The sequence below is a fragment of the Ramlibacter sp. MMS24-I3-19 genome, assembly GCF_050320135.1.
Lineage (GTDB): Bacteria > Pseudomonadota > Gammaproteobacteria > Burkholderiales > Burkholderiaceae_C > Ramlibacter.
Window position 1 is genome coordinate 2,993,313 of the sequence record NZ_CP190017.1, and the last position, 14,003, is coordinate 3,007,315.

Consider the following 14,003-nt stretch of genomic DNA (forward strand, 5'->3'; position numbering starts at 1 on the left):
CCGCTACTGGTTGAACGGCTGGACGCGGATGCCTGCACCCGGCGCGCGCGGGTCGGGCTGCGGAACCGGCGGCGCCATGTAGCCGGGCGCGGGCGGGGAGAAGATGTTCTGTGTCGGGGCTTCGGCTGCGTCCGGCGTCGGGGAGGGCGCCTCGGCCCTGGCAGCTTGCGCCCCAGCGGGCTGCGTCCCCGTTGCGTTGGTGATGAGCGCCGGTCCGGTGCCTTCCGTCGCCGCGGTGTCGGCGCCAGGCTGCGCAGTGCTGCTGCCCTGGCCTGCCGGGGGCTTGGGCTGCACCACGCCCGGGATCACCGCGCCAGGAATCATCTGGGGCTGGGGCCGCGCGCCGGGGATTGCCGCGGCCGCGGAGGGACCGCCCGTGCTGAAGGAGCGGACCGTGCCGCCACCATCCAGCCGCAGCGGCACCGGCGTGAGGTGTGCGTCGGTGCCGGACCAGATGTCGTTGCCGCGTTTGGCGGTGGCGGGGCGGCCGCGGATGATGTGCGGCGTGATCGACAGCACGATCTCGGTCTTGGTGACGTCGCCGCTGTTGTTGGAGAAGAGCCGCCCCAGCACCGGGGTCTGGCCGAGGCCGGGCACCTTCGCCGCCGACGTGCGTTCCTGGTCGTTCAGCAGCCCGGCGAGGACCTGGGTTTCGCCGTCGTGCAGCCGGAGCGACGTCGACGCGCTGCGCGTGCCGATCTGGTAGAGCGTGTCGCCAGTATTCTTGTTGGCGATCTCCTTGGCGATGTTGCTCACCTCCATGTTGATCCGGATGCCGACGTCGTCCTCGGCGTAGACGTTCGGTTCCACCTCGAGCTTGATGCCCACGTCCAGGTACTGCACGTTGTTCGACACGATCGGGCTCGCGCCGGTGGCGATGGTGTTCGTGCCCGACACGAACGGCACGCGGTCGCCGATCAGGATGCGCGCCTTCTCGCGATGCCGCACGCGAATGCGAGGGCTGGCAAGCAGGTTGGCGTCGGAGTCGATCAGTTGCGCATTGATGTTCACGCCCAGCTGCGCCGGCTGCACCAGCAGGTTTCCGCTGGGCAGGTGGCGGAACTCGCGCAGCGTCAACGCGCCGCCAGGTCCCGTGCCGGGCGGGGTTGCCAGGCCGAAGCTGTCGGGCCACTTCACGCCGATGTTGGTCAGGCGATCGCGCGAGACCTCGAGCACCTCGACCTCGAGCATCACCTCGGGATCGGGGATGTCGTGCGAGGCCACGAGGGCCGAAGCGACCTCGACCGCCTCCGCGGTGTCGCGGATGACGACGGTGTTCGACTTCTCGTCGACCATCACGTCCTTGACCTTCAGGATCGACTTGAGCAGGCCCTGCACGTACTTCGCATCGGTGTTCGAGAGCGCGAAGGTCTTGACCTTCAGCTCCTGGTATTCCTTCTGCTTGGCGGGCGTGGCCGGATAGATGAACAGCGTGCTGCCGTTGAGGACGCGCTTTTCCAGCTGGTTCTGCAGCAGGATCAGGTCGACCGTGTCCTTCACGCTGGCATCCTTGACGAAGATGGTCGTCTTCAGGTCGGTGCGGACGTCGCGGTCCAGGATGACGTTCAGCCCGACGACGCGCGACAGCGTCTCGAACACCATGCGCAGGTTGGCGTCGCGCAGCTGCAGCGAGATCGGCTTGTTCATGACCGACTGCGAATTGGCCCGGGTTTCCCGTGCCCGCTCCTCGTCGGCCGCGGCGGCGTCGACGCGCGACTGCAGGTCCAGCGCGGGCGTGTATTGCGGCGATTCGGCCAGCGCTGCCCCGAGCTTCTCGCGCGCCTCTGGCAGGCGCCGCGCGGCGAGCAGGCGCTCGGCTTCGGTCGTGAACCTGCGTGCGTTCTGTTCCGCGTTCAGGCCTGCGAGATGGCGGCGCACCGCATCGCTCTGCGGATCGACTGCCTCGGCGCGACGGTACGTGGCCTGCGCGGCGTCGAATTGGCCCGCCTGCTGCTGCTGCTCGCCGGTGCGCAGCAGGTCGGCCACCATGGTGGCCTGCAGGTTGCGCACGGACAGCCGGTACTCGGCGTTGTTCGGCTCCAGCGCAAGGGCCGCGCGCAGCTCCTGCAGCGCCTGCTCCGGCTGGCCCGCGCTCGCGAGGCGGTGTCCCTCGTCGTAGTGCTGGCTGGCGGCGCAACCGCCCAGGAGCAGTGCCACGACGAGCGCCTGCAGCAGGGGGCGGCCTCCGCGCCTCGAGCGACCCGGAGGGATGGTGCGGGACGTCGCTGCAGTCATGGGGCGGTCTCCGTGGCAAGGCTCTGCTTCTGGTTCAGCGGCAGGTACGACAGCTCCACGGCGTGCTCCGTGATGCCGTCGATGCGGTAGGTGCCCTCCAGCACGTCGCCCGTCCTGGCGAGGAAGAGCGCGTCGCCGCGCGAGAGCATCACCTGCGCCGCTTCGGTCCCGCTGTCGATGGTCCCGAGCCACGCGTACGGCAAGCGGGGCGCTGCCGGGGGAGGCGGGACCACGGCCGGTGCCGGCGGCGGGGGAGGGGGCGGCGGCGGCAACCAGCTGCGCGTGCCGAACAGGTTGTGGATGTCGGACTGCGCCGCGCTGGCGCGCTCTCCCGCGAGCCAGGACGCAGGCGTCGGCTGCGGTGCCTTCGGCGCTGCGACCGGGAGCACGGCCGAAGCGACGGAGCTCGCATCGGCCCGCTGGTCCGCGGTGGCCTGCGGCCCGACGAGCGACAACGGCAAGGTCGCGGCGCAGATGCCGAACAGCCGGCTCAGGCCGCGCAGGCGGGCATTGCGGTGGATGGCGGGACCGCGCATGGCTCAGCTCCGGTAGAAGAGGACGACGCGGATCTCCGCGTCCAGGACGTCCCGGCCCGCGTCGGGCCGCGAGAAGCGCATGCCGTCGATGGCCATGTTGGGAAGCCGCGCGAGGGCCTCGCTGGTGAAGCGCCGCAGGTCCATGTACCCGGACGCCACGGGCAGGCGCACTTCGTAGGCGAGGTACCGCCCACCGGCAAGCGGCGTGAGCCGGTATTCCGCCTTCGTGGCCGGGATGCCCCTTGCTGTCGCGATCGCGTACAGCGAGAGGAGGTCCGATGCATTCGAGTCGATCGTCGGCAGCGCCGCGAAGAGATCGCTGCGCGTGGCCGCAGTCGCCTCGGCAGGTGCAGGTCGACGTGCTGCCGCACGCAGGCGCGCGTCGGCCAACGCGACCCGCTGCTCCACCCGCGGCGTGACCACCCCGTAGACCACGGCGGCGGTCGCCAGGAGGCCGAGGGCTGCCACGCCGGCGAGCCCGAAGCGGCGCACCAGCAGCAGCGCGACGCGGCGGCCGCCGGTGCGCACATGGGCGATCGAGGCAGCCATCGTGGTCAGCTCCTGGTGGCCATGAGGGCGGGTTGCGCACTGCCGGCCGGCGAGGACTCGGGAGCGGCCCTGTTGGCCGAGGGCACCGAACCGGGCCCGGGGTTGTTCATGCGCGCGTCGCGCCAGCCGCCCTGGGGCAGGGGGACTTCCAATGGGCCAGCAGTTCGAAGCGCACGGGCGTGCCCGGCTGCCGGGCCTGGACTTCGTGCGCCGAGAGCACGACCTCCTCGAACGCAGTGCTCTTCTGCAGCGCTGCCAGGTAGGTCAGCATCGCGGTGGAGTCCTTCGCCTCGGCGAGGATCTTGGTGAGGCCGGTGCGCCGGTCCGGGTCGACCGCCAGCAGCGCGACGTCGGCCTGCTGCTGCGACTCGAGGAACGAGAGCAGCGATTGCCACGGGTAGTTGATGCGCGCCTCGATCGCCGCCATCTCCGGGCCCGCGGCGCGCTGGCGCAGGTCCGCGGGCGTTGCTGCCCCCGCACGCGGCGTGCGCACGGCGTGGGCGGCGAGCTGCGCTTCCCGGGAACGTTCGGCGTCGGCGGCCTGGTTGTAGTGCGTCAGCGCGAGCACGAGGGCCGCGCTGGCCGCCACCAGCGCAAGGAGACCCGCGCCGGACGTATGTCGCGTCGCGCCGGGACGCAGGAGATCGAGGTCCAGCGAGCTGCCGGCCGGGATGCACGTCGTCATGCGAGGACCTCCGCGGGCTGTCCGGTGGCGTTCAGCAGCGTCCAGTGCTCGAAGCCCGCGGGCGCCGGCTCGCGCATGCGTCCGCCCGCCACCTCGGTCCAGACGGGGACCGCATCGTCGAGCGCATGCAGGCGGGCGAACCGCTGCACGCAAGTCCGCAGGCCGGACCAATCCTGCGCGGCGAAGCCTTCGTTGCTCCACGCGACCCAACGTCCGTCCTGCCACGCGCCCAGGCTGATCGCATCCTCGTCGACCACCGCGAAGCAGCCGGATGCGTGCCTTCCGACTGCGCGGCGGCATTGGCGCCAGACGCGCGAACTGCGGGCACCGATGCGCGAGAGCGCCAGCCCGTTGGCGGCCGCGGCTTCGGCCAGCGCCACGGCGAGGCTCTCGCGGCAGCAGCCGGTCACGACGCTCGCGCCTCCGCGCTGGATCGCGTAGGTCACGGCGAGCGGCCCCAGGGTGTCGCCGAAGATGTCCGCCCAGTACTCGTCGAGCCGCTCGAGGATCTCGGCGTCGGTCAGCACGGAGGTGTCGAGCGCCACCACCGCCTGGTAGAAGGCCGAAGCGTCCAGCCACGCATGGACCTTGTTCGCACTTCGCCCAGGGACGCCCTGCAGCAGCGCGCCCAGGGCGGCCGCCGTGTGGCCGTTGCCGGCGCCGGCAGGCACGGAGTTCGCACCGGCGATGCGAAAGCCGCCGGCCGAGACGTCCAGGTCCAGGCTTGGCGCGAGCCGGTCAGTCAACCATCGAAACACGATTGATCTCTTCCAATGTGGTTTCACCGTCGCGCACGAGGGCAAGCGCTGCCTGGCGGAGCGTCTGCACGCCGAGGGCCGCGGCCGCCGCCTTGATCTCCGCCATCGGGGCCGGGCGCGCGATCAGGTCGCGCATCCGGTCGTTCATCGGCAGCCACTCGGCGATGGCCTTGCGGCCGCGAAAGCCCGAGCCCCTGCAGGTCGCGCAGCCCAGGCCGCGACGCAGCCGCCAGCCCGCGATGGAGGTGCGGTCGAGGCCCGAGTCCTGCAGGACCTCGTCGGCCGGCTCGCCGTCGACCGTGCAATCCGGGCAGTTCAGCCGCACGAGGCGCTGCGCGAGGATGCCGTTCAGGGCCGAGACGAAGCTGTAGGCATCCACGCCCATGTTCGAGAAGCGCCCGAGCACGTCGAACACGTTGTTGGCATGCACCGTGGTGAACACCTGGTGGCCGGTGAGTGCAGCCTGCACGGCGATCTGCGCCGTCTCGGGATCGCGGATCTCGCCGACCATGATCTTGTCCGGGTCGTGCCGCAGGATGGAGCGCAGGCCGCGTGCGAACGTCAGGCCTTTCGCCTCGTTCACCGGGATTTGCAGGACGCCCGCCAGCTGGTACTCGACCGGGTCCTCGATCGTGACGATCTTGTCCAGGCCGGTGTGGATGCCGGACAGCGCCGCGTACATCGTGGTCGTCTTGCCGCTGCCAGTCGGCCCGGTGACGAGCAGCAGCCCGTACGGCTTCCTGCACATCGAGCGGATGAAGCGGATGTCGTGGGGTGCGAAGCCCAGGCCTTCCAGCGTGATCCCCCCACGGGTGGACAGCTGGTTGCGGTCGAGGATGCGCAGCACCGCGTCTTCGCCATGGATGCTGGGCATCACCGAGACGCGAAGGTCGATGCCGCGCCCGTGGGCCAGCACCTTGAAGCGACCATCCTGCGGCACGCGCCGCTCGGCGATGTCCAGCTCCGAGATGATCTTGATCCGCGAGATGACCTGGTTGGCCATGTCGGCGCCTTCGATGCGGCGCAGCGTGGCGAGCACGCCATCCACCCGCAGGCGGATCACCAGCGAATCGGGTCCCGTCTCCAGGTGGATGTCGCTGGCCTGCGCCTTCAGGGCGTCGTAGATCATCGAGTTGACCAGGCGCACCACGACACTGCTGTCGCCATCGATGTCCTGCAGCGAGATCGCGATGGCCTTGTCCGCGCCGGCCGAGCCGGTGGCGGCCAGCTCGCCGAGGGTCTCGATGGCGCTGACGTCCTTCTCGTGCTTCTGCAGCACGGCACGCAGGTCGCCGCGGGAGGCGAGCGCACGGTCGCAATCGGCCACGCCGTGGGCGCGCAACTGCGCATCCAGCCACGTGCGGTCGCGGGTCGTCAGCGGATCGCAGATGGCCAGGACCAGGCGGTCCGCGGCCCGCAATGCCAGGCAGCCGCGCCGGCTGCATTCGACGAAGGAGATCACCGAGAAGTCGGGCTGCATGGCGTGCAGCTCGCGCGCGGAGATCGGCCGCAATCCGAAATAAGCCGCCGCGGCAGGCAGGAACTCGCCGTCGCCGTCGTCGAAGTCGCGGGCGAGCACCTCGAACGGGCCCTGCTCGGCGGTGGCCGCCTCGATGCTGGCCCGGATGTCGTCTGCCGTGAATCGGGCGCCCATGACGATGGCTCTCCTTGCTTACTGGATGCTCGAGGCGAGATCGAAGATCGGCAGGTACATGAGCACCACGATCCCGCCGATCACTGCGCCGATGAAGACCATGAGCAGCGGCTCGACCAGCCGGGTCATGCGGTCGAGGCCGCGTTCCAGGGCTTCGGCCTGGAAGGCCGCGATCTGGCCGAGGGCGCGTCCGAGTTCACCCGTCCTCTGCGCCACCTGTAGCATCCGGAAGGCGACCTGGTCCACCACGCCGGAAGCCCGGAACGATTCCGCGAGCTCCTGGCCCGCATCGAGGCGCGACAGGGCCTCGTGCATCCGGCGGACATCCGAGGCGCCCAGCAGGCTCGCCGCCGAACGGAAGGCCTGCGGCGCCGGCACGCCACCTTCGACCAGCATGGCGGCCGTCTGCCAGAACTGGTTCTGCCGGTAGAGGCGGATCGTCGGACCGGCCAGGGGAAGGCTGGTCGCGCGCCCTGCGCACCAGCGGCGGACATCGCTGCGCGCGAAGGTTGCGGCCGTCAGCACGATGGTCGCGGCGAGACCGGCAAGGACCGCCTCGAAATGCCGGTTCACCAACTTGCCCCACGCCATCAGGATCCGCGACGCCTCGGGAATGTCGCGTCCGTTGGCGTCGATGATCGACGCGAAGCGGGGCACGACCACGCCCAGCAGGAACATGAGCACGCAGGCGCCGACGACCGCCAGGATGATCGGGTAGATGGAGGCGCTGACCACCCGCTCCTTGATCTGGGCCATGCGCTTGTGCGTTCGTCCATACCGCCGCAGGCTCGTGGCCATGTCGCCGGTCTGTTCGCTGGCGCGTACGGCCGCCACCAGCAGCGGGGAAACCGACCCATCTCCTGCATCGCCACGGACAGCGGACGGCCTTCGAGCAGTGCGCGTTCCATCTGGACGAAGGCCTCGTCGCGGGGCCGCATGCCTTCGCGGCGGCCCACGGTCTGCAGGGCTTCCTGCAGGCTCAGCCCGGCCTCGAGCAGGGCACCCATTTCGTCCGCGAACTGCCCCGGGTCGATGGCACGACCCCGCGACGCCGTCCTGGTCGGCACGACCAGGCGCTTGCGAATGGGCAGGGCAGCGGGCCGACGAGGGCCGACGCGCGCGGAATGCAACTGCATGGCGGCTTACCAGGAGGTGACGTCGGCGTCTTCCGCGGTGCCGCCGGGCTTGCCGTCGGCCCCGAGGCTCAGCAGGTCGTAGTCACGGCCATCCTGTCCCGGCGATGCATAGACATACGGGTGCCCCCAGGGATCGTTGGGCACGGCCTTCTTGAGGTAAGGGCCCTGCCAGCGCTCGTTCTCGCTGCCCGGCCTGGAGACGAGCGCCGCGAGGCCCAGCTCGGTCGTCGGATAGCGGCCGACATCCAGGCGGTACTGGTCGAGCGACTGCTCGAGGGACGTGATCTGCGCCTTGGCGATCTTCGCGCTGGACTTGCCGACCTGGTCGAAGTAGCGGGGGGCGACGAACGCAGCGAGCAACCCGATGATGACGACCACCACCAGCAGCTCGATCAGGGTGAAGCCACGCGACCGACATTGCCGGCTTTGCTGGCGGAGATGCGAAGCTGATCCGGACCGCGAGGGCAACTTCAACATGGGCTTACACCTGTAAGGAGTTGTCTACAGCTTCGAACTCGGCGAATGAAGTGTCAAGACGTGCAAGCAACGACAAAAGGATGAATGCACTTTGCTGCCGTTGCTGGGCCGCCGAACACATCGCTGCTAATGCACGCCGAAAACTCGCATTCGAAGTCCGACCGAAGTGCTCGTCCGGGGCCGCTGGAAGCTCTTTTTTTATAGCTACCAGTCACGACATCTGCTGGCTTCGCGGCGAGTCGGTGGCGCTGCATGCGCACGCATCGGAGGGTCGCCATGCAGCTACCGGACGCGCCATTTCGCAGCTCGTGAAAATTTGCACAAGGCCTAGCCTGCGGCGTCTCGTCCTACACGATTTGCCGCAACCGTCCGACGATGGACGTTGTCGATCCGGGGAACTCAGCCGTGGGTTGTCGAGAGGGCGCGCCCTACTTCCGGGGGTGGGGTGCCCCTTATGAGGGTTGGTTGACGGTTGCAACCGTTACATCAGGATTAACCTGAGCCGCGCAATTGCTGTCTAGCGCCGGCCCTTGGCAGGCGCGCCGACGGTCCCAACCTGGAGGGTGCATCACATGGAACGCGGATTTCAGTTTCGTTGGCTGGCGCTTGGGGTCCTGGTCCTCACCGCAGGGTGCGGAGGCGGAGGTTCCGACAGTCCCGGCACGGGCGGGGCGGCGACCTCGACCACGGGGACGAGCACGAGCACGAGCACGGCCGCGACCTCGGGCGCAGCACCCGCGATTGCGGTCGTGGCGGCCGTGGCCAACGGTGCCCCGGTCAGCAGTTGCTCCAACGGCGGCATCACGGTCTCGACCGGACTGGACACGAACGCCAACGGCGTCCTGGACGCGTCCGAGGTCAGCAAGGTCCAGTACGTGTGCAACGGGGCTTCCGGCGCCAGCGGCAGCAACGGCGTGAACGCACTGGTGCGCATGAACGACGCCGGCAACAACTGCCCGAGCGGCGGCAAGAGGATCGACGTCGGGCTGGACGGCAACGGCAACGGCGTCCTGGACGCCAGCGAAGTCGCGTCCAGCGCCTATGTGTGCAACGGCGTGGCCGGCGCCGCGGGCGCGACCGGGGCAACTGGGGCCACCGGCGCAACCGGCGCAACCGGCGCAACGGGCGCAACGGGCGCAACGGGCGCAACGGGCGCAAGGGGACCTGCCGGCAACGACGGAAGTCCTGGCGCGAACGGAGCGGATGGCGCCTCCAGCCTGATGCTGATCACGCCCGCCGGCAGCGGCGCAGACGGCGCCTGCGAGCACGGCGGCAGCAAGATCGAATCCGGACTCGACAGCAACAACAACGGCCTGCTCGACGCCAGCGAGGTGACGTCCACGGGGTATGTCTGCAACGGGGCGCCAGGGACTTCCACGCAGCCCACGACGTCCGCGGGCATCCGGTGGGTCGAGGTCACCGGCGCGCAGGTCCAGGCACAAGGCAACACCGGCTACCTGGCCCGCAACGACCAGGCCCAGGTCGTGGTGACGCTGCCGGCCAGCCCGAACGTGGGCGACATCGTGCGTGTCAATGGCGCCGGCGCGGGCGGGTGGCTGCTGGCCCAGAACCCCGGGCAGAGCGTGGTGGGGCACAACCTGCTCGCACAGGCCGGGTCGACCTGGGTAGCCAGGGACCAGGACCGGCCCTGGATGTCCGTCGCCGCGTCGTCGGACGGCATGAAGCTCGTTGCCGCGGCCGGCGGCGACGCCCTGTACACCTCGGTGGATGGCGGAGTCACCTGGACCCCGCGCGACGGCGTCCGCAACTGGATGGCAGTCGCGTCGTCATCGGACGGGACCAGGCTGGTAGCGGCCGAGTACGGGGGCCAGATCTACACCTCGGTCGACAGCGGCGCCACCTGGACGCCGAGGGCCCCGACAGGCAGCTGGATCTCGCTGGCGTCGTCGTCGGATGGCGTGAACCTGGTTGCAGCCGACATGGGAGGCATGCTGTACACGTCGGCCGATGGCGGCGGGACCTGGACGGCCCGCGACGCGAACCGCTCCTGGGTGTCCGTCGCGTCGTCGTCGGACGGCAGCAAGCTGGTCGCCGCCGAGATGTTCGGGATGGTCTACACGTCTTCCGACGGGGGTGCCAGCTGGACGCCCGGCGCCTCCAGCTCGAGCTGGAATGCCGTGGCCTCGTCTGCCGACGGGACCAGGCTCGTGGCTGCATCCCTGCTGGGTGAGATCTACACATCGACCGACAGTGGCCTGACCTGGACGCTGCGCGCCCAGGGCCCGCAATGGCAGGCGGTGGTCTCGTCCGCCGATGGAAGCAAGCTCGCCGCGATCGGCGCCTCCGACCAGATCTGGATCTCGACCGATGGCGGCGCGAGCTGGACACCGCGCGAATCGGCCCGCAGCTGGATGTCGGTCGCCTCGTCCGCGGACGGCAGCAAGCTCGTGGCCGTCGACTACCAGGGAAAGATCTACACCTCCGCGGAGACGCTGCAGGACTCGGTCACGACGACGCTGGGCACGGCCGGCGGCATCGCCGGGGACCGGTTCGAGGCGATCGAAGTGCAGTACCTGGGCAACGGCGTGTTCAGCGTGCTGAGCGCCGCGGGATCGTTCTCGATCCAGTGAGGTGTCGGCGGGCCGCGCAGCGGCCTGCTCGCTCAGGCCGCCCCGGCCACGCTCGCGGCCCGGTACGCATCCAGCGCCGCCTGCGCGTGGGCCACCCACTCGGCGCCCGGTTCTCGCGTGCCGGCGGCGATCAGCTCGCACAGCCAGGCGAGCAGCGCCGCCCCGACGATTCCGGCCGACCCCTGCAGCTTGTGCGCGAGCTGGCGTGCCGAGTGCGCGTCGCCCCGCGAGGCGGCGTCGCCGATCGCGCGCAGCTCCGACGGCGCCTGGTCCAGGAACATGCACCGCGCCTTGCGGAACATGGCCACCACGCCGTCGAACTGCAGCAGCAGCGTCTCGGGCCGGTACGGCTCGGGGTCGCAGGTACCGGGCAGGCGAGGCACCTGCGGCGCCGGCCAGAGCCATGGCAACGCGGGCTGCGGCAGGAAGCCGGTGCGCTCGGTCGCGTGGACCCGCTCGGGTCCGGCGTTGGCCATGCGCTGCTGCCGCCGCGCGAGGCCGGCGATTTCGTCCAGCACCTGCAGGCGCAGGCCCCCGGCAGGGTCCTCGTCGAGCAGGTCGCGCAGCAATCCCGCGCTGCGCCACTGGCCGAGCCGCAGCGCCTTGCCATGCAACCGCCGCAGCTGCTTCGGGTCGGCGGCACCGATGCGTGCCTCGAGGGCGTCGGCTCGAAACCCGTCCAGCAGGTCCAGCAGCTGCTCGCGGTCGATGTCCAGGCGTCGCAGGGTGGCGCCCACCGGTTCGGCCTCGGTGGCGAGGCGTTCGACCAGCACGCGCACGAGCGTGGCGCGCGTCTGCTGCGCGAGGAAGGGCTTGAGGATGTAGCCGTCCGCGCCGGCCTGCAGGGCCGACCGCACGGTCTCGATGTCCGACGCCGCCGTGATCAGCACGACGGGGAGGTGGCGCAGCAGCGGCTGGCTGCGCACGCGCTGCAGGAAGCCCAACCCGTCCAGGCGCGGCATGCGGATGTCGCAGCAGCACAGCACCGGCCTCAGGCCGGCCTGGAGCATGTCCCAGGTCTGCTCGCCGTCCTCGGCCTGCAGCACCTCGCCGGCACCGTCGATGCCACGCACGATGTTGGCCAGCGACTGGCGCGCGATCCAGTCATCGTCGACGAGCAGGAACTCCACAGGACCATTGTCGACATGACCCGGGCTGTCTGTACCAGTCGGTGCTAGGGCAATTGCCTAGCCGCCTGTCGTCACGGCCTTCAGTCCGGGCGCCGGCGGCCGAAGAGGCCGCCATGGAGACTCCGGCACCACCGCTCGCCGCCCACCTGCTTGCACGCCTGGAGCCGTGCGCGGTGCCCGTGCTGCTAACCAGCGCCACCACGCTTGCGCGCTGGGCGCTCCGACCGGACGAAGCCGATGCGAGCCGGCTGGCGGACGTCGCACTGCGCGACCCGCTCCTGTGCCTGCGCGTGCTGCAGCACGTGGCCGCGGCGTTCGGCTCGCGCCTGAGCACGCCGGTGCAGACGGTCACCGGGGCGCTGGTGCTGCTGGGGATCGAGCCGTTCTTCCGCGCCTTCACGGGCCTGCCGGTGCTGGAGGAGCGCACGGCGGCCCATCCGGGCGCGACCGCCGCCGCTCTGGCCTGCGTCACGCGCGCCCATGCCGCTGCGCGCATCGCAACGGCCTTCGCCGTGCACCGGCAGGACGACGACGTCGAGCTGCTGCACCAGGCCGCGCTGTTGCACGACTTCACCGAGCTGCTGCTCTGGTGCGAGGCGCCGCGCGAAGCCGCGGCGCTGAAGGTTCTGCGGCAGCAGGAGCCGCAGCGCGGTGACGAGGAGCTGCAGCGAAGCGTGCTGGGCGGCACGCTGGAGGAAGTCGCGGCCGAGTGGCTGGAGCGCTGGCAGCTGCCGCCCGGCCTGTGCGCCACGGCGCGCTCCTGGGACCCCGAGGGCCCCGGCGGCCGCAGCGTGCGCCTGGCCTTGCGCATCGCGCGCCATCTCGACAAGGGCTGGGGCAACGCGCTGCTGGCAGCCGACCTGGAGCGCGCGGGCGGCTTGCTGAACCTGCCGCCCGCGGGCGTGGCGTCACTGGTGCGGCACGCGCTCTGAGGCCATCGATGTCGTCCCCGCGAAGGCGGGGACCCAGGGCGTCCGTGTTCGACGCGAGAAAGCGGAAGCCGTGGATTCCCGCCTCCGCGGGAATGACCAGTGGGAAGGTCCGACCGGCTCCGACTCACCCCATGTAATCGAACAGCGACTTGCGCGCGGTCGCCGAATACACCTGCAGCGCGGCCTGGCCCGAGGCCTGGCTGGTCTGCAGCTCCGAGATGGCCTGTGCGAGGTCCAGGTCCTGCAGGCCGCTGCGGCGCGTCGTGACGGCCAGCGATTCCTGGTCGTTGCCGTCCGCGTGCCCCTGCACGGCGCGCATCTGCTCGCCCACGTGCGTGCGCGCGAGCGTCAGGCCGTCCAAGGCGCGGTCCAGGCTGGTGTGCACGCGCTCCAGGCCCTCGTTGTAGGCGGCCGGCGTGGGACTGCCTTCGAGCAGGGCGATTGTCTGGTCGAGCGTCGCGAAGATGCTCTGGCGGCCGGCCGGGCCGATGGTGAAGCTGTCGCCCGTCGCCGGGGTGCCGGCCACGCGCACGCGCTGGCCGTCGATGTCGATCGCGGCGCCCGCGGTGAAGGGCTGGTTGGAGGCGAGGGCAGTTCCGCTCGTGGTGTCTGTCACCGTGTACGTCGGCGCCGCGGCCGTGCCGCCGAAGCTGATGCTGTACGCGTGCCCGGTGAGCTGCGTCGCGTCGGCCACGCTGCCGGCGTCGATCCAGCCGCCGCCCGTGTTCGTCGCGGCCGCGCCGGTGACGAACACGCCGTTGCCTTGCGGGACGTCGAGGAACACGGCGCGGCCGTCCACGCTGGCTGCATAGCCGGCCTGTTCGCCGATGTGCTGCTCGCCGGCCGCCGGGCCGAAGGCCGGCGAGCCGGTGCCGCTGAAGGGAGGGGTGGTGCTGCCCTGCGCGCCGAACACGTAGCCACCGGCGCCGTCGCCGCTGTTGGCCACCTGCAGCAGCTGGTCGCGCGTGGCGCGCAGCGTCTGGGCCAGGGCTTGCCGGTCCACCGGGTTGTAGGAGCCATCGCCCGCGGCCACGATGGCTTCGCGCGCCGATTGCAGCAGGTCGACCCCGTGCGACAGCGCACCATCGGCCGTGCCCAGCAGGCTGGTCGACAGTTGCGTGGCCCGCTGGTCCTGCTGCAGGTGCGCCAGCCGCGAGCGCGCGAGTTCGGCCTGCGCTGCCGCAGCCGGGTCGTCGCCGGGCGACTGCACGCGCAGCCCGCTCGCGATCTGCGACTGCAGCTTGGCCTGCTGGGCCTGTCGGGTGCCGATCGCATCGAGCTGGACGCGGTTGGTCTGGAAGGTCGGGACTCGCATGGTGG

General features: G+C 70.7%; 12 protein-coding genes and 1 pseudogene. 2 read left to right on the plus strand and 11 right to left on the minus strand.

What is annotated here, in order from left to right; genetic code table 11:
• Positions 1–3 precede the first annotated feature (3 nt).
• The 9 genes and pseudogenes from ACPWT1_RS14925 to gspG all read right to left on the minus strand — a co-directional run bounded on the left by ACPWT1_RS14925 (position 4) and on the right by gspG (position 8,030).
• Positions 4–2,157: a secretin N-terminal domain-containing protein gene (locus tag ACPWT1_RS14925; RefSeq protein ID WP_427911939.1), complete on the minus strand. Its 2,154-nt coding sequence runs from the start codon at positions 2,155–2,157 to the stop codon at positions 4–6.
• 74 nt (positions 2,158–2,231) lie between these two features.
• Positions 2,232–2,771: a hypothetical protein gene (locus ACPWT1_RS14930; protein WP_427911940.1), complete on the minus strand. Its 540-nt coding sequence runs from the start codon at positions 2,769–2,771 to the stop codon at positions 2,232–2,234.
• Between the two features lie 3 nt (positions 2,772–2,774).
• On the minus strand, positions 2,775–3,320 hold the full coding sequence (locus ACPWT1_RS14935) for a hypothetical protein (protein ID WP_427911941.1): 546 nt from the start codon (positions 3,318–3,320) through the stop codon (positions 2,775–2,777).
• A gap of 106 nt (positions 3,321–3,426) precedes the next feature.
• Complete coding sequence (locus tag ACPWT1_RS14940) at positions 3,427–4,005, minus strand: hypothetical protein (protein ID WP_427911942.1); 579 nt, start codon at positions 4,003–4,005, stop codon at positions 3,427–3,429.
• On the minus strand, positions 4,002–4,751 hold the full coding sequence (locus ACPWT1_RS14945) for a hypothetical protein (protein WP_427911943.1): 750 nt from the start codon (positions 4,749–4,751) through the stop codon (positions 4,002–4,004). The genes ACPWT1_RS14940 and ACPWT1_RS14945 overlap by 4 nt, the downstream gene beginning before the upstream one ends.
• On the minus strand, positions 4,744–6,417 hold the full coding sequence (locus tag ACPWT1_RS14950; RefSeq protein ID WP_427911944.1) for a GspE/PulE family protein: 1,674 nt from the start codon (positions 6,415–6,417) through the stop codon (positions 4,744–4,746). The genes ACPWT1_RS14945 and ACPWT1_RS14950 overlap by 8 nt, the downstream gene beginning before the upstream one ends.
• 18 nt (positions 6,418–6,435) lie before the next feature.
• Positions 6,436–7,095 (minus strand): type II secretion system F family protein, encoded by a 660-nt coding sequence (locus ACPWT1_RS14955; RefSeq protein WP_427915569.1) that lies wholly within the window; start codon positions 7,093–7,095, stop codon positions 6,436–6,438.
• A 33-nt stretch (positions 7,096–7,128) separates the two neighbouring features.
• A pseudogene (locus ACPWT1_RS14960) lies at positions 7,129–7,553 on the minus strand (type II secretion system F family protein); the annotation flags it as partial.
• A 6-nt stretch (positions 7,554–7,559) separates the two neighbouring features.
• A complete protein-coding gene (gene gspG, locus ACPWT1_RS14965) occupies positions 7,560–8,030 on the minus strand; it encodes a type II secretion system major pseudopilin GspG (protein ID WP_427911945.1) in 471 nt (156 codons plus the stop codon).
• Positions 8,031–8,779: 749 nt separating this feature from the next.
• Between gspG and ACPWT1_RS14970 the strand changes: the two genes are divergently transcribed.
• Positions 8,780–10,621, plus strand: coding sequence for a DUF7151 family protein (locus ACPWT1_RS14970; protein WP_427911946.1), 1,842 nt, complete (start codon positions 8,780–8,782; stop codon positions 10,619–10,621).
• Positions 10,622–10,653: 32 nt separating this feature from the next.
• Here the strand turns inward: ACPWT1_RS14970 and ACPWT1_RS14975 are convergent, their stop codons facing one another.
• Positions 10,654–11,751, minus strand: a complete 1,098-nt coding sequence (locus ACPWT1_RS14975) for a response regulator (protein ID WP_427911947.1) — start codon at positions 11,749–11,751, stop codon at positions 10,654–10,656.
• 113 nt (positions 11,752–11,864) lie between these two features.
• Between ACPWT1_RS14975 and ACPWT1_RS14980 the strand changes: the two genes are divergently transcribed.
• Positions 11,865–12,683 (plus strand): HDOD domain-containing protein, encoded by an 819-nt coding sequence (locus ACPWT1_RS14980; RefSeq protein WP_427911948.1) that lies wholly within the window; start codon positions 11,865–11,867, stop codon positions 12,681–12,683.
• 124 nt (positions 12,684–12,807) lie between these two features.
• Here the strand turns inward: ACPWT1_RS14980 and flgL are convergent, their stop codons facing one another.
• The gene (gene flgL / locus ACPWT1_RS14985) at positions 12,808–13,998 is read right to left on the minus strand and encodes a flagellar hook-associated protein FlgL (RefSeq protein ID WP_427911949.1); all 1,191 of its coding nucleotides are present in this window, start codon (positions 13,996–13,998) and stop codon (positions 12,808–12,810) included.
• Positions 13,999–14,003: the final 5 nt, after the last annotated feature.